Annotated in this window: 25 protein-coding genes; 13 read left to right on the forward strand and 12 right to left on the reverse strand. The window is 71.0% G+C overall.

Annotated features, from left to right (window positions below; all coding sequences use genetic code 11):
* Positions 1 to 29: 29 nt before the first annotated feature.
* From flhF to KAK06_RS05825, 5 genes are all read left to right on the forward strand, one after another.
* Positions 30 to 1,526 carry a flagellar biosynthesis GTPase FlhF gene (gene flhF, locus KAK06_RS05805; RefSeq protein WP_210800975.1) on the forward strand — a complete coding sequence of 499 codons (1,497 nt, stop codon included), beginning with the start codon at positions 30 to 32 and terminating at the stop codon, positions 1,524 to 1,526.
* 11 nt (positions 1,527 to 1,537) lie between these two features.
* Positions 1,538 to 2,341, forward strand: a complete 804-nt coding sequence (locus tag KAK06_RS05810; protein ID WP_210800976.1) for a flagellar biosynthesis protein — start codon at positions 1,538 to 1,540, stop codon at positions 2,339 to 2,341.
* Between the two features lie 21 nt (positions 2,342 to 2,362).
* The gene (locus KAK06_RS05815; protein WP_210800977.1) at positions 2,363 to 3,076 is read left to right on the forward strand and encodes an RNA polymerase sigma factor FliA; all 714 of its coding nucleotides are present in this window, start codon (positions 2,363 to 2,365) and stop codon (positions 3,074 to 3,076) included.
* Positions 3,077 to 3,184: 108 nt separating this feature from the next.
* Complete coding sequence (locus KAK06_RS05820; protein ID WP_210800978.1) at positions 3,185 to 3,691, forward strand: cupin domain-containing protein; 507 nt, start codon at positions 3,185 to 3,187, stop codon at positions 3,689 to 3,691.
* Entirely contained in the window at positions 3,688 to 4,269 is a 582-nt protein-coding gene (locus tag KAK06_RS05825) for a GNAT family N-acetyltransferase (RefSeq protein ID WP_210800979.1), read from the forward strand. The genes KAK06_RS05820 and KAK06_RS05825 overlap by 4 nt, the downstream gene beginning before the upstream one ends.
* Here KAK06_RS05825 and KAK06_RS05830 read toward each other — a convergent pair.
* The 3 genes from KAK06_RS05830 to flgA all read right to left on the reverse strand — a co-directional run bounded on the left by KAK06_RS05830 (position 4,254) and on the right by flgA (position 5,897).
* Positions 4,254 to 4,658 (reverse strand): hypothetical protein, encoded by a 405-nt coding sequence (locus KAK06_RS05830; RefSeq protein WP_210800980.1) that lies wholly within the window; start codon positions 4,656 to 4,658, stop codon positions 4,254 to 4,256. The genes KAK06_RS05825 and KAK06_RS05830 overlap by 16 nt on opposite strands.
* Before the next feature lie 98 nt (positions 4,659 to 4,756).
* Complete coding sequence (gene flgM, locus KAK06_RS05835; protein WP_210800981.1) at positions 4,757 to 5,056, reverse strand: flagellar biosynthesis anti-sigma factor FlgM; 300 nt, start codon at positions 5,054 to 5,056, stop codon at positions 4,757 to 4,759.
* 115 nt (positions 5,057 to 5,171) lie between these two features.
* Positions 5,172 to 5,897, reverse strand: coding sequence for a flagellar basal body P-ring formation chaperone FlgA (gene flgA, locus KAK06_RS05840; protein ID WP_210800982.1), 726 nt, complete (start codon positions 5,895 to 5,897; stop codon positions 5,172 to 5,174).
* A 182-nt stretch (positions 5,898 to 6,079) separates the two neighbouring features.
* Here flgA and flgB point away from each other — a divergent pair, with 182 nt between their 5' ends.
* The 5 genes from flgB (at position 6,080) to flgF (ending at position 9,892) form a co-directional block, all read left to right on the forward strand.
* A complete protein-coding gene (gene flgB / locus KAK06_RS05845; protein WP_210800983.1) occupies positions 6,080 to 6,493 on the forward strand; it encodes a flagellar basal body rod protein FlgB in 414 nt (137 codons plus the stop codon).
* Positions 6,494 to 6,617: 124 nt separating this feature from the next.
* Positions 6,618 to 7,064 carry a flagellar basal body rod protein FlgC gene (gene flgC / locus KAK06_RS05850; RefSeq protein WP_210800984.1) on the forward strand — a complete coding sequence of 149 codons (447 nt, stop codon included), beginning with the start codon at positions 6,618 to 6,620 and terminating at the stop codon, positions 7,062 to 7,064.
* A 17-nt stretch (positions 7,065 to 7,081) separates the two neighbouring features.
* Positions 7,082 to 7,723 (forward strand): flagellar hook assembly protein FlgD, encoded by a 642-nt coding sequence (locus KAK06_RS05855; RefSeq protein ID WP_210800985.1) that lies wholly within the window; start codon positions 7,082 to 7,084, stop codon positions 7,721 to 7,723.
* Between the two features lie 31 nt (positions 7,724 to 7,754).
* The gene (gene flgE, locus KAK06_RS05860) at positions 7,755 to 9,011 is read left to right on the forward strand and encodes a flagellar hook protein FlgE (RefSeq protein ID WP_210800986.1); all 1,257 of its coding nucleotides are present in this window, start codon (positions 7,755 to 7,757) and stop codon (positions 9,009 to 9,011) included.
* 146 nt (positions 9,012 to 9,157) lie between these two features.
* Positions 9,158 to 9,892: a flagellar basal-body rod protein FlgF gene (gene flgF, locus KAK06_RS05865; RefSeq protein WP_210800987.1), complete on the forward strand. Its 735-nt coding sequence runs from the start codon at positions 9,158 to 9,160 to the stop codon at positions 9,890 to 9,892.
* A 76-nt stretch (positions 9,893 to 9,968) separates the two neighbouring features.
* Here flgF and KAK06_RS05870 read toward each other — a convergent pair whose 3' ends face one another.
* Both KAK06_RS05870 and KAK06_RS05875 read right to left on the reverse strand, forming a co-directional pair.
* Positions 9,969 to 10,352: a hypothetical protein gene (locus tag KAK06_RS05870; RefSeq protein WP_210800988.1), complete on the reverse strand. Its 384-nt coding sequence runs from the start codon at positions 10,350 to 10,352 to the stop codon at positions 9,969 to 9,971.
* 425 nt (positions 10,353 to 10,777) lie between these two features.
* Positions 10,778 to 11,737 carry a helix-turn-helix domain-containing protein gene (locus KAK06_RS05875; protein ID WP_210800989.1) on the reverse strand — a complete coding sequence of 320 codons (960 nt, stop codon included), beginning with the start codon at positions 11,735 to 11,737 and terminating at the stop codon, positions 10,778 to 10,780.
* A 102-nt stretch (positions 11,738 to 11,839) separates the two neighbouring features.
* Between KAK06_RS05875 and KAK06_RS05880 the strand changes: the two genes are divergently transcribed.
* Genes KAK06_RS05880 through KAK06_RS05890 form a run of 3 tightly spaced genes read left to right on the forward strand, consistent with a single transcriptional unit; the run spans position 11,840 to position 14,621 of the window.
* Positions 11,840 to 13,018, forward strand: a complete 1,179-nt coding sequence (locus tag KAK06_RS05880) for a cytochrome P450 (protein ID WP_210800990.1) — start codon at positions 11,840 to 11,842, stop codon at positions 13,016 to 13,018.
* A gap of 32 nt (positions 13,019 to 13,050) precedes the next feature.
* Positions 13,051 to 13,374 carry a 2Fe-2S iron-sulfur cluster-binding protein gene (locus tag KAK06_RS05885; RefSeq protein WP_210800991.1) on the forward strand — a complete coding sequence of 108 codons (324 nt, stop codon included), beginning with the start codon at positions 13,051 to 13,053 and terminating at the stop codon, positions 13,372 to 13,374.
* Complete coding sequence (locus KAK06_RS05890) at positions 13,371 to 14,621, forward strand: NAD(P)/FAD-dependent oxidoreductase (protein WP_210800992.1); 1,251 nt, start codon at positions 13,371 to 13,373, stop codon at positions 14,619 to 14,621. The genes KAK06_RS05885 and KAK06_RS05890 overlap by 4 nt, the downstream gene beginning before the upstream one ends.
* Here the strand turns inward: KAK06_RS05890 and KAK06_RS05895 are convergent.
* From KAK06_RS05895 to KAK06_RS05925, 7 genes are all read right to left on the reverse strand, one after another.
* Positions 14,580 to 15,773, reverse strand: coding sequence for an MFS transporter (locus KAK06_RS05895; protein ID WP_210800993.1), 1,194 nt, complete (start codon positions 15,771 to 15,773; stop codon positions 14,580 to 14,582). The genes KAK06_RS05890 and KAK06_RS05895 overlap by 42 nt on opposite strands.
* Before the next feature lie 13 nt (positions 15,774 to 15,786).
* Positions 15,787 to 16,515, reverse strand: a complete 729-nt coding sequence (locus tag KAK06_RS05900; RefSeq protein WP_210800994.1) for an alpha/beta fold hydrolase — start codon at positions 16,513 to 16,515, stop codon at positions 15,787 to 15,789.
* A gap of 45 nt (positions 16,516 to 16,560) precedes the next feature.
* The gene (locus KAK06_RS05905; protein ID WP_210800995.1) at positions 16,561 to 16,920 is read right to left on the reverse strand and encodes a CZB domain-containing protein; all 360 of its coding nucleotides are present in this window, start codon (positions 16,918 to 16,920) and stop codon (positions 16,561 to 16,563) included.
* Positions 16,921 to 16,984: 64 nt separating this feature from the next.
* On the reverse strand, positions 16,985 to 18,301 hold the full coding sequence (locus KAK06_RS05910; protein ID WP_210800996.1) for a sensor histidine kinase: 1,317 nt from the start codon (positions 18,299 to 18,301) through the stop codon (positions 16,985 to 16,987).
* Positions 18,298 to 18,981 (reverse strand): response regulator transcription factor, encoded by a 684-nt coding sequence (locus tag KAK06_RS05915; RefSeq protein WP_210800997.1) that lies wholly within the window; start codon positions 18,979 to 18,981, stop codon positions 18,298 to 18,300. The genes KAK06_RS05910 and KAK06_RS05915 overlap by 4 nt, the downstream gene beginning before the upstream one ends.
* Positions 18,959 to 19,246: a hypothetical protein gene (locus KAK06_RS05920; RefSeq protein ID WP_310741048.1), complete on the reverse strand. Its 288-nt coding sequence runs from the start codon at positions 19,244 to 19,246 to the stop codon at positions 18,959 to 18,961. The genes KAK06_RS05915 and KAK06_RS05920 overlap by 23 nt, the downstream gene beginning before the upstream one ends.
* Positions 19,239 to 19,703 carry a Spy/CpxP family protein refolding chaperone gene (locus KAK06_RS05925; RefSeq protein ID WP_210800999.1) on the reverse strand — a complete coding sequence of 155 codons (465 nt, stop codon included), beginning with the start codon at positions 19,701 to 19,703 and terminating at the stop codon, positions 19,239 to 19,241. The genes KAK06_RS05920 and KAK06_RS05925 overlap by 8 nt, the downstream gene beginning before the upstream one ends.
* Between the last annotated feature and the right edge of the window lie 105 nt (positions 19,704 to 19,808).

Below are 19,808 nucleotides of genomic sequence, written 5' to 3' on the forward strand. Positions count from 1 at the left end.
GGCTCCCAGCGCACCCGGCAGGAGGCCGTATGAACGTCAAGCGATTCACCGCCCGCACCTCGCGTGAGGCCTTCGTCCTGGTTCGCCAGGCCTTTGGCGAAGACGCCGTGGTGCTGTCCACCAAGCCCTGCAGTGAGGGCGTCGAGGTCCTGGCCATGGCCCCCGATGCGGTCGACCAGATCGAGCGCGTCAGCGGCGCCGCCGCCCGCAAGCCCGCGCCGGCGCGCGATGGCCTGGCTGCCCGTGCCGAGCGGCAGACCGCCCAGCGCGGCCTGCCGGGCCAGCGCCTGGTTGAGCGCCAGCCGGGCGCGGCGATCACCCAGAACGAGGTGGACCAGGACGTCGAGCAGCTGCAGATGAGCACGCTGTCGTTCCAGGACTACGTGCGCGAGCGCATGCTGCGCCGCCGCCAGGCCGCGATCGACGGCACCCCGACCGACGAGGCGACCGAGCCGATGCCGGCGCCCGCGCCTGCCCAGCGCGCGGCCAGCGCCTCGATCGCCGCCCGCGCCAGCAGCCCGACCCGCAGCGAGACCGCCGCGCCGATCGTGGTGCCGCAGCTGTCCGAAGCGCTGCCCGAGCGCCGCGACCAGGTGGACATGGTCCACGAGCTGCGCGCGATGAAGGGACTGATCGAGGAGCGCTTCGGCGCCCTGGCCTTCATGGAGAAGCTGCAGCGCCATCCGCAGCAGGCCACGCTGGCCCAGACGCTGCTGGACTGCGGTTGGTCGCCCGGTCTGATCCGCAAGATGGTCGAGGCGCTGCCGGCCCAAACCGCCGACGCCCCCGACTGGGCCGCCCGCGTGCTGGAGCGCAACCTTGCCACCAGCGAGGCCGAGCCGGCGCTGGAGGAGCAGGGCGGCATCTATGCCCTGATCGGCTCCACCGGCGTGGGCAAGACCACCTCCACCGCCAAGCTGGCCGCCGCCTTCGCCACCCGCTACGGCGCGTCCAACCTCGGCCTGATCACGCTGGACGCCTACCGCGTCGGCGCCCAGGAACAGCTGCGCACCTATGGCCGCATCCTGGGTGTGCCGGTACACACCGCCCATGACCGCGCCTCGCTGGAAGACCTGCTGGAGCTGCTGGCCGGCAAGCGCATGGTGCTGATCGACACCGCCGGCATCGCCCAGCGCGACAGCCGCACCAAGGAGTTGCTGGAGATGCTGTCGCATCCCAGCATCCAGCGCCTGCTGGTGGTCGATGCCTCGTCGCAGGGCGAGACCATCGACGAAGTCATCACCGCCTGGCGTGCCGCGCGCTGCAAGGGCGTGGTGCTGTCCAAGATCGACGAGGCCGTCAAGCTGGCCCCCGCGCTGGACGCCGTGATCCGCCACCGCCTGAAGGTGCTGGCCGTGGCCAATGGCCAGCGGGTGCCCGAGGACTGGCACCGCCTGTCGTCCAACGCCCTGGTGCAGCGTGCGATGAAGGCCACCGGCGCCGCCAGCTGGCGCCTGGAGCTGCCCGAGGTGCAACTGGTCTTCGCCACCGCACCGCGCGTGGCACCGGCCCCGAGCACCCTGTGAGGACACCGGCCATGGCACGCAGCATGAACGCCGGACGATTGCACCGCCACGACCAGGCCGCGGGCCTGCGGGCGCTGTTCGGCCCCAGCGAGGCCCGCCTGGTGCCGTTGGTGGCCAATCCGCACCTGCGCAGCCACCCCGTCTTGCTGGAGCGGCTGTGCTCGGCACTGTCCGAGCACGGCGCCCGGCTGCTGGTGATCGACGCCGCCGACACCTCGCCCGAACCGCATGAGCTGTGCGAGGTGGACCTGTCCGCCTGCATGGAGCGCCTGGGTGCGCGTGTGCACTACCTGGCCGCGCGCGGCCTGCCGCGCCGCCATGTCGACACCCGTGGCTCGGCCCAGGGCTGGCTGGCGGCGGTGGAAGCCGCCGCGCCGCCGGTGGACCTGGTGCTGATGCACGCCACCGCGCGCGACATGACCCGCCTGATCGGCGCCCGCGAGGCCCGCCCGGTGCTGATGTGCGGCGTTGACCACGCCAGCCTGACCGATGCCTACGCCTCGATCAAGCTGCTCGCCCAGCGCCTGGCGCTGCGCAGCTTCGACCTGCTGGTCAGCGAGGACGGCCGCCCGCAGCGCGCCGCCGCCGCCGCAGCCCGCCTGGCCGACACCGCGGATGTCTTTCTCGGCGCGGTGCAGCGTTCCTACGCCGCCGTCGACTGCCGCCAGCCCGCCCAGGCCACCTTGCCGCAGGCCCTGCGCCAGCTGGCCCACGACCAACGCACGCGTGCCCCGCACGCGACCGACCCGGCCCCGGGGCCGCTGGTGCAGGCGGCCCTGTCGGGCGCCGAGCAGCCCCCCCGGATCCCTTTCTGACAAGCGCCCACGGAGAGCGTCATGTACACCGCCAACGGCCGACTCGATACCAACACCCTGCTCAAGCAGCACAGCGGCCTGGTGCGCCGCCTGGCCCACCAGATGATCGCCAAGCTGCCCGCCAACGTCGCGATCGACGACCTGATCCAGGTCGGCATGATCGGCCTGCACGATGCGCTGGGCCGCTTTGACGCCGGCCAGGGCGTGCAGTTCGAGACCTTTGCCACCCAGCGCATCCGCGGCGCGATGCTCGATGAGCTGCGCGGCAGCGACTGGATGAGCCGCGGCAACCGCAAGCAGCAGCGCGACATCGAGGCGGCCGTGCACCGCCTGGAGCAGAAGCTGGGCCGGGCGCCACACGAAAGCGAGATCGCCGCCGAGATGGGCATCACGCTGGGCCAGTACCAGGACATCCTGACCAAGGTGCGCGGCACGCAGTTGGTCTACCTCGAGGACATGAGCGGCGACGAGGGCGGTGACGAGTTCCTCGACCGCCATGTGGCCAACGAGGACGCCAACCCGCTGGCCATGCTGCAGGACCACCGCATGCGCGAGGCCCTGGTCGAAGCGATCAAGCACCTGCCCGAGCGCGAGCAGTACGTGATGAGCATGTACTACGAGCACGACATGAACCTCAAGGAGATCGCCGCGGTGCTGGGCGTGACCGAGTCGCGCGTGTGCCAGCTGCACAGCCAGTCGATCGCACGCCTGAGGGTGAAGCTGCGCGAGTGGTGAACGCTGGCCGGCCAGGCCCGCAACAGCAGGCGATGAACAGGGGCGTCCGAGGACGCCCCTCTTGCGTTTGGTGGCACCATCGGCGCGTTGCCACCGCGGAGACACTGCATGCACCCCCTGGCCAACCTGGACGAGGTCGAGTTCGACGACATCGAGGATAACGGCTTCTACACCTCGCGCCGTGCCTGCTTCAGCGCCGCCATCGGCGCGCGTCAGCTGGGCTACAACCTGACGCTGCTGCCACCGGGCAAGGCCCAGTGCCCCTTCCACAACCACCACGGTGAGGAGGAGATGTTCCTGATCCTGGAGGGCACCGGCGAGCTGCGCTTTGGGCAGCAGCGCCTGCCGCTGCGGCCGATGGACGTGGTGGCCTGCCCGACCGGCTCAGCGGAGGTGGCCCACCAGATCATCAACACCGGCAGCGTGCCGATGCGCTACCTGGCGGTGTCCAACCGGGTGCCGCTGGAGCTGTGCGAGTACCCGGACTCCGGCAAGATCCTGGTGGCCTCCGACGGCGCCGACGGCCAGGCCCGGCTGCGCAAGGTGATGCGCGCCGAGGCCACGGTCGACTACTACGACCGCGAGCGCACCGACGCCCCCGGCCAGGCGCCATGAGCGACCCCGACTTTCCGACCCTGCACACCCCGCGTCTGGTGCTGCGCGAGATCCTGCTGGCCGATGCGCCCGCGCTGCTGGCGGTGCATGGCAACGCCCAGGACATGCGCTGGTTCGGCAGCGACCCCCTGGCCGATCTGGCGGCCGCCGAGGGCCTGGTGGCCGTGTTCGCGGGCTGGCGCCGGCAGCCCGCCCCGGGCACCCGCTGGGGGCTGTCGCGGCGGGGCGAGGAGCACCGTCTGCTGGGCAGCTGCGGCCTGTTCGGCTGGAACCGCCAGTGGCGCAAGTGCACGCTGGGCTATGAGCTGCACCCGTCGGCGCGTGGTCAGGGCCTGATGGACGAGGCGCTGCGGACGGTGCTGGACTGGGGATTTGCCCACATGCGGCTCAACCGCATCGAGGCCTTGGTGCATCCCGACAACGCCGCTTCCCGGCGGTCACTGCAGCGGCTGGGCTTCCAGGCGGAGGGGCTGATGCGCGAGGCAGGGCACTGGCATGGCCGCCACCATGACCTGATCGGCATGGCGCTGCTGGCACGCGACTGGCGCGCCGCTGGGGCGGCTCAGGCCTCGGCGTAGCCGCTGGAGCCGCGGCGGGCGGTCTGGCCGCTGGCGCCGTAGACGCCGATCGGCTGCGGCGGCGCAGGCAGCAGCACGTCAATCGCTCGGTCCAGCGCCGAGCTGGCGCGGTGCACCGCCTCGCGCTGGGCGGCCACGCGGCCACCGGCCATGGCCAGGCGGCGGCGCAGCGGCATCGGCACGCCCTGCGGGCTGGCCTGGTGGCCGAAGCGCTCCACCGCGCGTTGCAGTGCACGGTGCAGCGCGTTGGCGGCGTGTTCGGTGGCGGCGGGGTCGTGCGCCTGCAGCGCCTGGCCCAGGGCCGCGAGTTCCAGCTCGACCGCGCCCAGCGCGGTCTCGAGTTCGCCCAGGTTGCGAACGGCGTCGTGTTCCGAAGGGGTGCTCAGCATGGCGTGATCCAGCCTCCGCCGGCGCTGGGCCGACGGATCAATAAACCTGGGAAAAACCGAAGGGGGCGCCGCGGCGCCGCCCGGATCGCAGCGACCGCTCAGTGGTCGCTGTAGCGCTTGAGCAGGTCCTGCGCGTTGGAGATCAGCTTGTCGGCGATCTTCTCGGGGTTGACCTTGAACTTGCCCTCGCGGATGGCCTGCGCAATGCGCTCGACCTTGGCTGCGTCGAAGCTCGGGTCCGCACCAGCGTCAGCGATGGCGCTGCCGGTCGTCGAGAGGCTGACCTGGGCGCTGTCGGTGGCCTCGGCGGCGCCCGACTTGTCGCTCTTGGCGCCCCGGGTGCGCGTGTCCGCCAGCGGGGAGGTGGCGCTCTTGGGGTCAAAGGATCCGATCTTCATGGTGTGCTCCAGTGGGTTCCTGGCCTGGCCGAAAACCCGAATGTCTTGCATCGGTTGTCGGAGCCCGCTGCCGGAACTTTAGGACTTTTGGCAGCGGTGGGGAATCGAGAAAAGCTCACAGCATCACCTCCAGTTCCCGATCGGCGACCGGCCGACCCTGGATCAGGCGGCCGCTCTCGGTGCGCACGCGGGCCGTCTGGCCCTCCACGCCGGGGGTGACGGCCTGGCCTTCGCTGGCGATGCGCCAGCCGGGTCCGACGGCGACGATGCGCACGTTGTCGCCGGCGGCGAACCATTGGCGGGCCTTCAGGTCGCTGGCGCGCACCGGGCTGCCGGCGGCCAGCGGCCGGGCCAGCACCCGGCCCACCAGGGCCTCGGGGCGCAGCAGCGGCATGCTGCTGCCGCTGGCCAGGTCGACCTCGGCCTCGGTCAGCTGGGGCGCCGCCAGCGTCTGGCCGGCCGAACCGGCCGACGACAACACCAGGGCGCGGATGAACACATGCACCGTCACGGGCAGCGTGACATTCCAGCGCTTCTCGCCCTCGACACAGCGCATGCCCACGCGGGTGCGGCCCCAGGCCGGCAGGCCGGGGGGCAGGTAGGACTCGATGCGGCGGCAGGGCGCCAGCTTCAGCCGGGGGTCCAGCGAGCCGACCTCGACCTCCACCCGCGCCGTGGGCGAGGTGGCCTGGCGGGCGGAGTCGCGCGCCAACTGGTCGATGCGCTGCAGCAGTTCGCCGGCCTCCGACGTTGCCTGGGCCCAGGCCGGCGCGGCCACGCACAGCGCAGCGGCCAACCCACCGGCAAGGCGGGATCGGACGGCGGGCAGGTGCAGGGGCATGGCGGGGGCAGGGTCGGTGGATGGAACGTGATCTTGAGACTTGTTGTCGGCCATCACCGGCCTGAAATGAAGGGTGCCGGGGCGGCTGTTTGCGCCTTTGCTGGTCTTCAGCGCTGCCCACAATCGGCCGACGGGCTGTCCTGCCGCCATCGCGACGGGGCCAGCCCGCGAAGGACACGCCGATGCTCAACCGCCTGACCGACACGCTGGACTTCCAGAGCCAGGCGCTCACGCTGCGCGCCGAGCGCCAGCGTCTGATCTCCAGCAACATCGCCAATGCCGACACGCCGGGCTATGTGGCCCGCGACATGGATTTCGCCAGCGCACTGCGCCAGGCCACCGGTCAATTGGCGGTGCCGGGGCAGATGAACGTCACCCGCGCCGGCCACATCCAGCCCGCCGCGGGCGCGCTGGCGCCGTCGGGCCTGCGCTATGCCACCGCGGCGCAGACCAACCTGGACCGCAACAGCGTCGACATGGACCGCGAACGCGCCAGCTTCGCCGAAAACTCGGTCAAGTACGAGGCCACGCTGCGCTTCCTCAATGGCCAGATCCGCTCGCTCGGCGACGCCATGAAGAGCCCTTCCCAGGGTTGATGAGGGGCTGACATGACAAGGCCTGTTGAACAACGCACCAGCGGCCCGAGCGCCGGGCCGCTCCCAAGCCGGGCCGCATCCCCTCGGGGGATCGGCTGGCGTACCCGACAGACGAGGGGCTGACATGAGCATGTTCAAGGTGTTTGACATATCGGGCTCGGCGGTCAGTGCGCAGAGCCAGCGCCTGAACGTCGTGGCGTCCAACCTGGCCAACGTCGACACCGTGGCAGGCCCGGATGGCTCGGCCTACAAGGCGCGCCAGGTGGTCTTCCAGACCGTGATGATGGACGCCCAGGGCCGCGCCGCCAGCGGCGAGATGGGCGACCCCACCGGTGCCAGCGCCGGTGTCACGGTCTCCACCGTGTCCGAGGACAACACCCCCGGGCGCAAGGTGCGCGACCCCAGCCACCCGGCGGCCGATGCCGACGGTTACGTCACCTACAGCAACGTCAACGCGGTCGAGGAGATGGTCAACATGATCTCGGCCTCGCGGTCGTACCAGAACAACATCGAGGTCATGAACACCGCCAAGAGCCTGCTGCTGAAAACGCTGCAGATGGGCCAGGGCTGAACCGCAGGGACTGAAGCATGAGCACCACCGTCACCTCCACGACCCAGGCCTCGAACTCGCTGAGCAGCCAGGTCACCAGCGCCACCGAGCAATCGGACCGCTTTCTCAAGCTGCTGGTCGCGCAGATGCAGAACCAGGATCCGCTGAATCCGCTGGACAACGCGCAGCTGACCACCCAGATGGCGCAGATCAGCACCGTCTCGGGCCTGGAAAAGCTCAACACCACCACCGCCACGCTGGGCGGCCTGTTCACGCAGATGCAGGCCATGCAGGGGGCGTCGCTGGTGGGGCACGACGTGGCGGTCGAGGGCAACGTGCTGCGCATCCAGGGCGAACAGGCCGACGGTGGCTTCGAGCTGGCCGCGGCCGCCGACACCGTCAAGGTCGAGATCGTCGGCGCCGGTGGCCTGACCATCGACACCATTGAGCTCAAGGGCCAGGCCGCGGGCCGCCACACCTTCGACTGGACCGTGCCGGAGAGCGCCAAGGGCCAGGACCTGACCTTCAAGGTCACGGCCACTTCGGGTGACAACAAGGTCAGCTCGATGACGCTGCAGCACGAGCGCATCAGCGCCGTGTCCACCTTCAACAACACGCTGGCCCTGGAACTGGCCAACGGCGACCGGGTGGCGTACGACGCCGTCTGGGCCTTCCTCTGAACGCCACCCCCTTCCTCACCAGGAGCACCTCATGAGCTTCCAACAAGGCCTGTCCGGTCTGAATGTGTCGTCGAAGAACCTCGACGTCATCGGCAACAACATCGCCAACGCCAACACCTATGGCTCCAAGGGCTCGCGCGCCGAGTTCGCCGATGTCTATGCAGCGGCATTGGGCGGCACCGGCATCTCGCAGGTGGGCATCGGCGTGCGCCTGGCCACCGTGGCCCAGCAGTTCACGCAGGGCAACATCACCACCACCGACAACTCGATGGACCTGGCGATCAACGGCGGCGGCTTCTTCCAGCTGACCGATGGCCGCAACCCGGTCACCTACTCGCGCAACGGCCAGTTCAAGGTGGATTCCGAAGGCTTCATCGTCAACAACGGCGGCCTGAAGCTGCTGGGCTATGCGGCCGATGCCGGCGGCACCATCCAGCCCGGCCAGGCCGTGCCGCTGCAACTGCCCACCGGCGGCATCGAGCCGCACGCGTCCACCGAGATCGAGATGGAGTTCAACCTCGACTCGCGCCTGGCCACCACCGACACCGGTACCACGCCGCGCGTCGACTTCTCGAATGCCAAGACCTACAACAACGCCACCTCGGTGACGGTCTATGACGCCAAGGGCCAGCCGGTGGCGCTGACCTACTACTTCCAGAAGGCCGCGGACGACCAATGGAACGTCTACATCACCGCCAATGGCACCTCGATCGGCGGCACCGCGGATGATCCGCAGCCGGTCGAGACCATGAGCTTCACCGCCGACGGTGCCACGCCGACGCCCGAGTCGATCACACTGGACGTGCCGGCTTCGACCAACTCGCAGGGGGCCATCACGCTGCCGATTCCAGGCATCGCGATCGACATCTCCGGCGCCACCCAGTACGGCTCGTCCTTCTCGGTGACCAACCTGGCACAGGACGGCTACTCGGCAGGCTCGCTCTCCAGCATCGCCTTCGATGCCAGCGGCGTGATCACCGCGCGCTACTCCAATGGCCAGTCGAAGTCGGCCGGTCAGCTGGAGCTGGCCACCTTCCGCAACAACCAGGGCCTGCAGCCGGTGGGCGGCAACGGCTGGCAGCGCACCTACTCGTCCGGTGACCCGGTGGTGGGCACGCCCGCGCAGGGCAACATGGGCGCGATCCAGGCGGGTGCGCTGGAGGAGTCCAACGTGGACCTGACCGGCGAGCTGGTCAACATGATCACCGCCCAGCGCAACTACCAGGCCAATGCGCAGACCATCAAGACCATGGACCAGGTGATGCAGACCCTGGTCAACCTGCGCTGATGTCGGCCCCCAAGACGTCTGCGACGTCGCCCCCCCGAGGGGGAGCGTCCGGCTGGGGGCGGCCCGGCGCCGGACGGCCTTCGGCCCGCCGCTTCAGGCCGCACTGGTTCAGGCCGCACTGGTTCAGGCCGCACTAGGAGTACCCGATGGACCGCATGATCTACCTGTCGATGGCCGGCGCCAAGGCGGCGATGAACCGCCAGGAGGTGCTGTCGCACAACCTGGCCAACGTCAACACCACCGGTTTTCGCGAGGAGATGGCCGCGATGCGCGCCGTGCCGGTGCGCGGCGACGGCGCCTCCACCCGCGTCTACTCGCTGGAGACCACGGTGGGCTACAAGCCCGACGCCGGCCCGGTCACCCAGACCAACCGCAACCTGGATGTGGCCATGAAGGGCAACGCCTGGATGGCGGTGCAGTCGCTTGAGGGCACCGAGGCCTATACCCGCGCCGGTGCGCTGGAGGTCAATGCCGAGGGCCTGCTGGTCACCGCGGGCGGCCTGCAGGTCAATGGCGACGGCGGACCGATCACCATCCCGGCCAACGCCAGCGTGACGATCGCGCCGGACGGCACGGTCAGCGCGCTGGCGCCGGGCCAGCCGCCGCAGGCCGTGGGCCGCATCAAGATGGTCACGCCCGAGCAGGCGCTGACGCGCGGCAATGACGGCCTGTTCCGCACCCGCGACAACCAGGACCTGGACGCTGACCCCAACGCCCGCCTGCAGGATGGGGCGCTTGAGGGCTCGAACGTCAGCCCGGTGGAGACGATGGTGGCGATGATCACCGCCGCCCGGCAGTTCGAGCAGCAGATGAAGATGATCACCACCTCCGAGCGCCAGGAACAGACGGCCTCAAAGCTGCTGTCGCCCAACGGCGCCTGAAAGCGGGCGTTGTCGCCTGTGTGGGTGAGGGTGCGGCCCGCTGGCGCGCTGCATCGCCTGGATGCATGGACGATCGCTACAGGGTGCTTGACGAGTCCAGCGGATCGGGCGGAACGAACACATGGCCGCAGGACTGACAGTACCACTGCCGCGCGTATTGCAGCGCCTGGTGCTGCTGTGCAGCGACATAGGCCTTGTAGTTGGAAGGACGCAGGAGCCGCCAGCGTGCGCGCAGTGCACGGGCGTGCCAGATCAGGGCCATCGTCAGCCCGGCCCAGCAGAGGAGTCCGAGCGGCAAGGGCAGCCACGTTGTCAAGTAGACAAGAACGGCAGAGCCGACGCTGATGCCGGCGGCTTCAAGAGCGAGAACGGCATAGGACTCGCCGGAGGGCGGTGGCGCATTCGCGCTTGAACGCGCCGTCACCCGCAGGCTGGTATGGCCATTGGAATGGGTCGTCACGCTCAAGCCATCCTGCCAGGCGACAGACCGGAGCTGGGTGTTTCGGCTGGCGCAGTTCGGACAAGGTGTTTTTTTCTGTGGCATAGCCTCCCCTGGGCTCGTCGCCATTCGGCGCCGAGCTCTGCGTTCATGCGTTGGTGAGGATACGCCTGCCGCGTTAGGGCCTGTTCACACTACCGGAAGGGATTGCGTTGATGCCCAGATAGGCCGCAGGCAAGGCGCACACCGCAGCCGGGTTGGATACCCGGCGAGGATGTGCAACGCCGCATGCGGCCTATCTGGGCATCAACCCTTCGGGAAGGCCCGTCAAATCGGGCCACTCGTCGTTGCACCGCTTGCCCGCACATCAGTGCGGGCGGCGCGCTGCGCCTAGATTGGCCCGATTTGGCGGGCCTTCGCAACCCTTCCGGTAGTGTGAACAGGCCCTAGTCCGACATCGGCGCCGCGGCCGCGCGCAGTTGCTCGGCGCGGGCACGGTAGTCGCGCGGCGACAGGCCGGTCTGGCGCTTGAAGAAGCGGCAGAAGTAGGCGGGGTCCTCGAAGCCCAGCTCGAAAGCCAGGCGCGACACCGGCGCCGCCACATGCACCAGGCGGCGCGTGGCCTCGCGCGCCAGGCGCTGGTGCAGCAGGGCCTGGGCATTCAGGCCGGTCTCGGCGCGCACCAGGCGGTTCAGGCGCTCGGTGGACAGGCCCAGGCGCTCGGCGTAGCGGGTGACCGGCCAGTGGTCCTTGAAATGGGCCTCCATCAGCACCACCCAGCGGGTGTAGAGCGCAGGTTGGGCGGCCGCGCCGCGGCGCTGGGCCTGGGCCACCTCGCGCCGTGCCAGCTCGGCCGCACGCCACAGCAGCGCGCGCGCCAGCCAGATCGGCACCTGGCCGGCACTGGCGCCGGCGTCGTCGGCGCGCAGCTCGGTGTGCAGCGTGGCGAACAGCGCCTGCAGGCGCGCCACCTCGGGCGCATCGGCGTCCAGCGCCAGACCGCGCGGCGCGGCGAACAGCGTGGTCAGCGCCTCGCCCACCGCGGCGTCGCCCTCGGCCAGCAAGGCGGTGTTGACGGTCAGCACGAAGCCCTCGGTGCCGGGCGTGAAGCGAAACGCATGGGCCACGCCCGGCGGGATGGCCAGGAGCAGCGGGGCGGCGGCGTCAACACGAGATTCGTCCAACATCGCCTCCACCCGCCCCTGGGCCACCCACAGCACCTGGTGCAAACCCTGATGGGTGTGGGCGTCAATTTCCCAGTCGTACAGCCGGCTGCGCGAGTCGATCGATTCAATGTGCAGCAACGGCGCCGCCGGGCCGCCGGCCTCGCCATACAGGGCAAAGGCGGGCAGCGCCGCGCGGGCACGCGCGGCGCCGCGGCGGGTGGGGGCGGGGTGGCCGGCCATGTCAGGCAGGATACGTCAAAAGTGCAAGTCTTGGCGGGGCTTCGTCCATCCAGTCCCGGGCGGGTCTTGCCCAGAATCACGCTCCAGAAGGAGACACCAGCGATGAGCTTCCACTTCGATCCCTACAGCCCCGCGGTCGACGCCGATCCGTTCCCGTACTACCAGACACTGCGCGACGAGCACCCCTGCTTCTGGAGCGAGGAGGCGCAGATGTGGATCCTCTCGCGCTACGCCGACATCGTCAGCGCAGGCCAGGACTGGCAGACGTATTCGTCGGCCAGCGGCAACCTGATGACCGAGCTGCCGGGCCGCGCCGGCGCCACGCTGGGCAGCTCGGATCCCCCCAAGCACGATCGCCTGCGCGGCTTGATCCAGCATGCCTTCATGAAGCGCAACCTGCTGGCGCTGGAGGAGCCGATCCGGGCCGTGGCCAAGGAGGTGTTCGGCCAGCTGCGCGGTGTGGGCCGCTTCGACTTCAAGGACGTGTCCTCGCAGTTCACCGTCAAGGTGCTGATGGCCGCGCTGGGCCTGCCGATGGGCGATGAGGCCCTGGTGCCCGAGCAGGAGGTGCGCGAGAACGCGGTGCTGATGGTGCAGAGCGACGCCCGCACCCGGGCCAAGGGCCCCGAGCACATCGCCGCCTACAACTGGATGCAGGACTACGCCGGCAAGGTCATCGCGATGCGCCGCGCCGAACCCCGCAACGACCTGATCAGCCACTTCGCGCTGGCCGAGGTCGACGGCGACCGCCTGGACGACCGCGAGGTGCTGCTGACCACCACCACGCTGATCATGGCCGGTGTGGAAAGCCTGGGCGGCTTCATGATGATGTTCGCCTACAACCTGGCCACCTTCGACGAGGCGCGTCGCCAAGTGGTGGCCGACCCGGCGCTGCTGCCCGACGCGATCGAGGAGAGCCTGCGCTTCAACACCTCGGCCCAGCGCTTCCGCCGCCGGCTGATGAAGGATGTGACGCTGCATGGTCAGACCATGCGCGAAGGCGACTTCGTCTGCCTGGCCTACGGCAGCGGCAACCGCGACGAGCGCCAGTACCCGAACCCCGACGCGTACGACATCACCCGCAAGCCGCGCGGCCACCTGGGCTTTGGCGGCGGCGTGCACGCCTGCCTGGGCACGGCGATCGCACGGCTGGCGGTGAAGATCGCCTTCGAGGAATTCCATCAGGTCGTGCCCGACTACCGCCGCGTGGCCGACCAATTGCCGTGGATGCCGTCATCCACTTTCCGCAGCCCGCTGGTCCTGGCGCTGCAGGCCCAGTAAGCTTGCGGGCTGTGTCCCCCACTGGTCATTCCATGCCCCAGATCACCTACCTCGAAGCCAACGGCAACAGCACCACGGTCGACGTGCCGGACGGCTGGAGCCTGATGCAGGCCGCTACCGCCAACGGCATCGATGGCATCCTTGGCGAATGCGGCGGCTCTTGTGCCTGCGCCACCTGTCACTGCTATGTGGACGACCTGCTGGCCAGCGTGCTGCCCGCGCCCAGCGCCGGTGAGCTCGACATGCTGGCCAACGTGGCCGCCGAGCGCCGCCCCAACAGCCGATTGTCCTGCCAGATCAAGGCCACCGCCGCGATGAACGGCGGCACGCTGACGCTGCCCGAGTGCCAGGAATGAGCGATGTGGCGGCGGACGGCCACATCGTCATCGTTGGCGCCGGCCAGGCCGGCACGCTGACGGCCGAGGCGCTGCGCAGCGGCGGTTTCAGCGGCGCGATCACGCTGCTGGGCGACGAGCCGCACGGCCCCTACCACCGCCCGCCGCTGTCCAAGGCCTGGCTGGCCGGCGAGGTGGGCGATGCGCAACTGATGCTGCGCGCGCCCGAGATGTTGGCCAAAAAGGGCATCACACTGCGCACCGGCGTGCAGGTCGAGGCGATGGACCGCACCAGCGCCACGCTGCGCCTGGCCGGCGGCGAGACCCTGGCCTACACCGGCCTGGTGCTGGCCACCGGCGCCACGCCGCGGCGCCTGCCGCTGGACGGCGGCGATGCGCCCAACGTGCTGCCGCTGCGCAGCAAGGACGACGCGTCGGCCATCGCTGCCGCGCTGGCGCGCTGCGCCGAACAAGCGCTGCCGGTCGTGGTGATCGGAGGTGGCTTCATCGGCCTGGAAGTGGCGGCCACCGCGCGCAAGAAGGGCCTGGCCGTCACCGTGCTGGAGGCCGCGCCGCGGCTGCTCGGCCGCGTGCTGTCGCCCGGCCTGTCGGCCTGGTACGCCGCGCTGCACCGCAGCCACGGCGTGCAACTGGTGCTGGACGCGCGCATCGACCGCATCGACACCAGCGACGGTCTGGCCAGCGCCGTGGTGATGGCCGACGGCACGCGCCATGCCTGCGGCCTGGTGGTGCTGGGTGTCGGTGTGTCGGCCAACGACGGTCTGGCCGCCGCGGCCGGCCTGGCCTGCGAGCGCGGCATCATCGTCGACGCCTGCGGCCGCACGGCCGACCCGCGCATCGTGGCCGCCGGCGACTGCACCGCGCGCCGCCTGGACGACGGCAGCCTGCTGCGCCTGGAGTCGGTGCAGAACGCCACCGAGCAGGCCAAGTCGGCCGCGGCCGCGCTGCTGGGCCAGCCGCGGCCCTTCACCGCCACGCCCTGGTTCTGGTCCGACCAGTACAACAAGAAGCTGCAGATGGCCGGTCTGTCGGCCGGCGCCGACGCCTGGGCGGTGCGCGGCGACATGGACAGCGGCGCCAGCTTCTCGGTCTACCACTACCGTGGCGGCCGCCTGATCGCGGTGGACTCGGTCAACGCGGCCAAGGACCACCTGCAGGCGCGCAAGCTGCTGGATGCGGGCGTGTCGCCCACGCCGGCCCAGGCCTCAGACAGCCGCTTCGACCTGGGCAGCCTGCTGGCTGCCTGAGCGCAGGGCCTGCGCCGCGCCGACCAGCAGCACCGCTGCCAGCGCCCACAGCGCCACGGGCAACCACGCCAGCCAGGGCTGCACCGCCGGCTGCTGCGGCCACTGCGCCGCGACCACGGCGATGCGCAGCAAGGCGGCCAGCGCCAGCAGCGACGACAGGCCAGCGCTGCTGAGCCCCTCGCGCCCGGTGTGGCCAAAGCGCACGGCGGCCGTCCAGGCGCTGACCATCACCACGCCCCAGGCCGCGCCGCTGAGCGCCTGGCCCAGCGCCAGCCAGGCCATGGCCGGCGCCCATGCTGCCAGCGCCGCGCCCAGCGCCGCCAGGGCCGCGCCGGCGCCCAGCGCCGTCACCGCGCCCAGACGCCGTGTCAGCTCACCCGCCGGCCACAGCGCCAGCGCAAACGCCACCCAGAACAGGGACAGCCAGCCGGGCAAGTCGGCCGCTGTGGCAAAGCGCAGGTACATCGGCGTGGCGTTGAGCTGCGCATGCGCTTGGAAGCCCAGGCCCAGCGCCGCCGCTGCTGCCAGGAACACGATCAGCGCCGCGCCCCTGCGCGGCAGGGTGCCTCTGGCTGCGGGCGCGGGCGGTGGCAGCTGACGCTCCACCCGCAGCAGCGCCAGCGTGGCGGCCAGCAGCGCCATGCTGGCCAGCACGAAGGGCAGGCGCGCATCGCCGCCGCGCAGCTGCACCGTCAGCCAGGGCCCCAGCGCACTGGCCAGCGCCAGTCCCAGCGACCACCAGGCCAGCAGGCGCGGCAGCGCCGGTCGGGCCGCACGTTGGCCCAGCAGCGCGGCCACCGGCGCGCGCAGTGCCGCCGAGCTGATCGCCCACACCGCGGTGGCGACCAGCATCCATGTCGCAGCGCCCGAGCCCGCCAGAAACGGCAGCGCTAGAAAGGCCACCGCCGACACCGCGGTGGCGCCCAGCAGCCACGGCCCCAGGCGATGCAGCGCGCTGCCGGCCCGGTCTGCCGCCACGCCGGCCGCCAGGTCGGCCAGCACAAACACCGCCTGGTCGGCCACCAGCAGCACCGGCAGCCACATGGGCGCCAAGCCCGCCTGGGCCAGCAGCGCAGGCAGAAAGGCCACGTAGACCGTCCAGGTCAGGGTGAAGCAGCACTGCAGCGCGGCAAGGGTGAGGCCGGTCGACATCGCGGGCCCGCCCCTACAGCGTGGTCAGCCAGGCGGCCAGCGCCGCCGTCACCGCCTGGGGCGCCTCCATGGGCGCCATGTGGCCGCAGTGCGGCACATCCACGCGGCTGACCGGGCCGGCCACCATCGCAGCCATCTCGTCATGGCGGGCCGGCGGGCTCCAGGCGTCCTGCGCGCCGGTCAGCAGCAGCGTGGGCACGGTCACCGTGCGCAGCGTGGCGCTGGCGTCGGGGCGGTGCAGCAGGGCGTGGATCTGCGCGGCCTGGTGATCGGGGGTGCGCCGGGCCAGCATGGCCACCACCGCCTCAGCCAGCGGGGTGTCCAGGCGATCGGGGTGGACCATGCCCTGCACCCAGTCGCGGGCCATGGCGCTCATGCCCTGGCGGCGGGCGATGTCCAGCAGGCGTTGGCGGCCGGCGCGTTCGGCCTGGCCGGCCTCGCCGCCCGGCAGCGGGTGCCAGCCGGTGTCCATCAGTGCCAGACCGGCCACGCGCTGCGGTGCCAGGTGCCACAGCTCGGCGGCCACCCGGCCACCCATCGAGTGGCCCACCACGGCCAAGCGATCCAGGCCGGCCGCATCGGCCAGCTGCAGGGCGCGCTCGGCCATGGTGGTCAGCGCGTCGGCCAGTCCGTACTCGGCCACCAGGCAGCGGCGGTCGCGACCGAGCGCGGCGGTCTGGGCGGCCCAGACCTCGGCGTCGCACAGCAGGCCGGGCAGGAAGAGCAGGGCGGGGGCGGTCATCGGCGGGGCTCCATGTCAGCCCCGCAGCGTACCGCGTCGGCAGACTCAGACGGTCGAGCCGACGTCCTTCTTCAGGCCCAGGATGGCCGAGCCGACGGCGCTGGTGGCATTGGCGTAGGGGGTTCCGGCGCCCAGCATGCCTTCGGCCTTGCTGTACAGGCCCTGGTTGATCGCGGTGGCCACGGCGCCGGCCTCGCGGTGGAAGGCGGCGTGCTTGGTGACCACGTCCTTGTAGGCCGGCAACTGGCTCCAGCGGGTCTTGGCCTCGCCATGCAGCCACTGGCCCAGGGGGCAGCAGTTGTCGGCGCTGACGGTGCGCACATCCATCTGCTCCTTCTTGGCGATGGCCATGCGCAGCTTGACTTTCCATTCGGCGTGGGCCTGGGCGGCCTGGGTCAGATCCATGGGGGTCCTCAGGGTTGTTCAGCGTTGCTGATCGTCCACCGGGACGCGGTGTTGAGTCCCTGACTCAGCCCAGCGTGACATCTGCCTCGGCCCGCAGGCCGGGATGGGCCTGCGACAGGCGCAGGCGCCCGCCATGGGCCTCGGCCACCAGGCGGCACAGCGTCAAGCCCAGGCCGACGCCGCCAGCCGTGCGGGTGCGTGCGCTGTCGGGCCGGTAGAAGGGCTCGGACAGGCGCTGCAAGTGGGCGTCATCGACGCCAGCGCCGTGGTCGCGCACCGCGATGTGGATGGTGTTGCCGTCGCGGCGCAGCAGCAGTTCGGGCGGCAGCGGTGCATCGCCGGCGTGGCGCAGCGCGTTGTCCAGCAGGTTGCGCAGCAGCAGGCGGAGACGGGAAGGATCGACCGCCACGCGGTCCAGATCGCCCTGGCTGTCCATGCGCACCTGCGCCGCTGCCGCGTGGCGCTGCGACAGCTCCTGCAGCACCCCCTGCGCCAGCGTCGGCAGGTCGGTGGGCTCGCGCTGCAGCGCGGCATGTCGGCTGGCCAGGCGTTCGCTCTCGAGCAGGTCGGTGATCAGGCTGGCCATCTCCTGCAGGTCGCGCAGCAGCGCGGCGCGCTGGGCGCCGGCCTCGCCCTCCTCGGGCAGCAGCTCGGCGTTCAGGCGGGCGCGGGTGAGCGGGCTGCGCAGTTCATGGCTGATGGCCAGCAGCAGGGCGCGCTTGGCTTCCAGCATGCGGTGGATGTCCTGGCCCATGGTGTTGATCGTTTGCGCCAGCGTGCCCAGCTCATCAGGCGCATGCGCATGACGCACCGGGATGGGCTGGCTGAAATCGCCCTGGCCAAAGCGCTGGGCGCCGGCGCCGATGTCGTCCAGCGGGCGCAGCAGGCGCCGCAGCGTCCACCAGGCCAGCGAGACCGCGCCCAACAGCGCCAGCAGCACGCCCACGAAGAAGCGCGGGCGGCGCTCGATGGCGCCGCTGTCCAGGCCAAAGTGCAGCACATGGCCGTCGGCGGTGGTGGCGCTCAGCAGCTGGGCCAGACCGCGCTCGGGTTCCTTCACCGCGGCGGGGTGCGAGTTCCACTGCAGCCGCGGCCCGTCGATGCGCAGCGTCAGCGGCAGTCGCTCGACCAGGGCCTGGGCGCGCGCCAGGTCAGGCGTGTCGCCGCCGCCGGTGACGTCCTGCGCCAGATGGGCCAGGTAGTCGGTCAGCAGCGGCCGCGCGGCATCGCGCCAGCCCACCGCGAAGGCGCGCTGCGCGCCGAAGGCGAACATGGCCGACACCGCCAGGCCCAGCAGGCCGAAGACCACCAGGATGCGCCACTTGATCGAGTGCGCCAGGTGCTGGCGTGCGCGGCGGTGCCAGCGCGTGGGCGTGCTCATGCGTCGGCCCGCGGCAGCGCCAGCGTGTAGCCGGCGTTGCGCAGCGTCTTGATCGCCTCCAGCGGCTCGAGCTTGCGGCGCAGGCGGCTGACGACAATGTCCACCGCGCGGGTGTAGAGATCGGCCTCGTGGCCGCGCAGCGCATTGAGGATGTCGTCGCGGCTGAAGATGCGGCCAGGCTCGCGGGCCAGCATCAGCAGCAGCTCGTACTCGCTGCCGGTCAGCTCGACCGGCTGGCCCTGGCGCAGCACGCTGCGCCGCGCCGGGTCAATCTGCAGACCGTCGAAGCGCAGCGTGGCCGGGTCGGCGGCGGGCCGAGCCACGCGGCGGCGCAGCACGGTCTGCACCCGGGCCACCAGCTCGCGTGGTTCGAAGGGCTTGGGCAGGTAATCGTCGGCGCCCAGCTCCAGGCCCACCACGCGGTCCATCACATCGCCGCGGGCGGTGAGCATGATGATCGGCAGGTCCGAGTCCTTGCGGATCGTGCGGCACAGCTCGAAGCCGTCCATCTCGGGCAGCATCACATCCAGGATCGCGGCGTCGAAGCCGCCGGCCCTCAGCCGCGCCAGGCCGGCGCTGGGGCGCACGGCCTGCTCCAGGTCCAGCTCGTAGCGGCGGAAGTAGGCGGCCAGCGGCGGGCCCAGCTGCTCGTCGTCGTCAATCAGCAGGATGCGGGGCATGGGCCATTCTATGGAGGCGGTGGCGCACGATCAGCCGGCGCAGCTGCTGCCGGGCCGGCGCGGCCAGCGCATCGAAGCGCTCGCCGGCCGACAGCAGCGCGGCTGCGTCCAGGCCCGGCCGCGCGGCGGCCAGGTCCAACGCGGCCGCGCGGTCGAATCGCGGGCCCCACAGCAGGTCGAGCCAGTCAACGTGCGGGTCGGCGCTGCCGGCCAGCAGCGCCAGCGCCGGCTCGGCCTTCAAACGCGGGGCCAGGCGTTCAGCCACGGCCCCACCAGCCACCGTGGCGGCGCTCGCTCATGAACTGCCGCACTTTGGCCTGCTGCTCGGGGTTCAGGCTGTCGTAGAAGTCGCCCAGTGCGGCGATCACCTTGGGGCTGCCGCTCTGCACGGCCTGCGTCTTCTGGTCGAGCCAGGCCTGGGCCTTGCTGCGGTCCAGCGTGGGGCCGGCGATCAGCGACTGCAGCTCGGCCTTGGGCTCGGCACTGCCGCGCATCGCCTGGCGCTGGGCGATCAGTTCATCGGCCAGCACGCCCAGCTTGGCCTTCTGGGCCTCGGTCAGGTCGAGCTTGCCGGCGATGCGGTCCACCGCCTTGCCGCGCATCGCCGTGACCTGCTCGTCGCTCATCGGACCGTGGGGGCGGTGGCCGCAGGCGGCCAAGCCGCCCAGCGTGACCACGCCAATGAAGGCGCCGATGACGGTGCGCTTGATCCAGGGTTTCATTTCAGGGCTCCAATCGAAGGGGTTGTCGATGGAGCCCATGGTGCCCAGGGCGGCCGCGCCGCGGGTGTCAGCGCGGTCGCGGTGTTTGTCGTTTTGTTTCGACCG

It is taken from the genome of Ideonella aquatica (genome assembly GCF_018069755.1).
GTDB lineage: Bacteria > Pseudomonadota > Gammaproteobacteria > Burkholderiales > Burkholderiaceae_C > Ideonella > Ideonella aquatica.

Bases quoted from the DNA above. Each gene is read 5' to 3' on its own strand.
- flhF (WP_210800975.1), top strand. From the start codon at position 30: ATGAACGTCAAGCGATTCACCGCCCGCACCTCGCGTGAGGCCTTCGTC.
- KAK06_RS05810 (WP_210800976.1), top strand. From the start codon at position 1,538: ATGGCACGCAGCATGAACGCCGGACGATTGCACCGCCACGACCAGGCC.
- KAK06_RS05815 (WP_210800977.1), top strand. From the start codon at position 2,363: ATGTACACCGCCAACGGCCGACTCGATACCAACACCCTGCTCAAGCAG.
- KAK06_RS05820 (WP_210800978.1), top strand. From the start codon at position 3,185: ATGCACCCCCTGGCCAACCTGGACGAGGTCGAGTTCGACGACATCGAG.
- KAK06_RS05825 (WP_210800979.1), top strand. From the start codon at position 3,688: ATGAGCGACCCCGACTTTCCGACCCTGCACACCCCGCGTCTGGTGCTG.
- KAK06_RS05830 (WP_210800980.1), bottom strand. From the start codon at position 4,658: ATGCTGAGCACCCCTTCGGAACACGACGCCGTTCGCAACCTGGGCGAA.
- flgM (WP_210800981.1), bottom strand. From the start codon at position 5,056: ATGAAGATCGGATCCTTTGACCCCAAGAGCGCCACCTCCCCGCTGGCG.
- flgA (WP_210800982.1), bottom strand. From the start codon at position 5,897: ATGCCCCTGCACCTGCCCGCCGTCCGATCCCGCCTTGCCGGTGGGTTG.
- flgB (WP_210800983.1), top strand. From the start codon at position 6,080: ATGCTCAACCGCCTGACCGACACGCTGGACTTCCAGAGCCAGGCGCTC.
- flgC (WP_210800984.1), top strand. From the start codon at position 6,618: ATGAGCATGTTCAAGGTGTTTGACATATCGGGCTCGGCGGTCAGTGCG.
- KAK06_RS05855 (WP_210800985.1), top strand. From the start codon at position 7,082: ATGAGCACCACCGTCACCTCCACGACCCAGGCCTCGAACTCGCTGAGC.
- flgE (WP_210800986.1), top strand. From the start codon at position 7,755: ATGAGCTTCCAACAAGGCCTGTCCGGTCTGAATGTGTCGTCGAAGAAC.
- flgF (WP_210800987.1), top strand. From the start codon at position 9,158: ATGGACCGCATGATCTACCTGTCGATGGCCGGCGCCAAGGCGGCGATG.
- KAK06_RS05875 (WP_210800989.1), bottom strand. From the start codon at position 11,737: ATGGCCGGCCACCCCGCCCCCACCCGCCGCGGCGCCGCGCGTGCCCGC.
- KAK06_RS05880 (WP_210800990.1), top strand. From the start codon at position 11,840: ATGAGCTTCCACTTCGATCCCTACAGCCCCGCGGTCGACGCCGATCCG.
- KAK06_RS05885 (WP_210800991.1), top strand. From the start codon at position 13,051: ATGCCCCAGATCACCTACCTCGAAGCCAACGGCAACAGCACCACGGTC.
- KAK06_RS05890 (WP_210800992.1), top strand. From the start codon at position 13,371: ATGAGCGATGTGGCGGCGGACGGCCACATCGTCATCGTTGGCGCCGGC.
- KAK06_RS05895 (WP_210800993.1), bottom strand. From the start codon at position 15,773: ATGTCGACCGGCCTCACCCTTGCCGCGCTGCAGTGCTGCTTCACCCTG.
- KAK06_RS05900 (WP_210800994.1), bottom strand. From the start codon at position 16,515: ATGACCGCCCCCGCCCTGCTCTTCCTGCCCGGCCTGCTGTGCGACGCC.
- KAK06_RS05905 (WP_210800995.1), bottom strand. From the start codon at position 16,920: ATGGATCTGACCCAGGCCGCCCAGGCCCACGCCGAATGGAAAGTCAAG.
- KAK06_RS05910 (WP_210800996.1), bottom strand. From the start codon at position 18,301: ATGAGCACGCCCACGCGCTGGCACCGCCGCGCACGCCAGCACCTGGCG.
- KAK06_RS05915 (WP_210800997.1), bottom strand. From the start codon at position 18,981: ATGCCCCGCATCCTGCTGATTGACGACGACGAGCAGCTGGGCCCGCCG.
- KAK06_RS05925 (WP_210800999.1), bottom strand. From the start codon at position 19,703: ATGAAACCCTGGATCAAGCGCACCGTCATCGGCGCCTTCATTGGCGTG.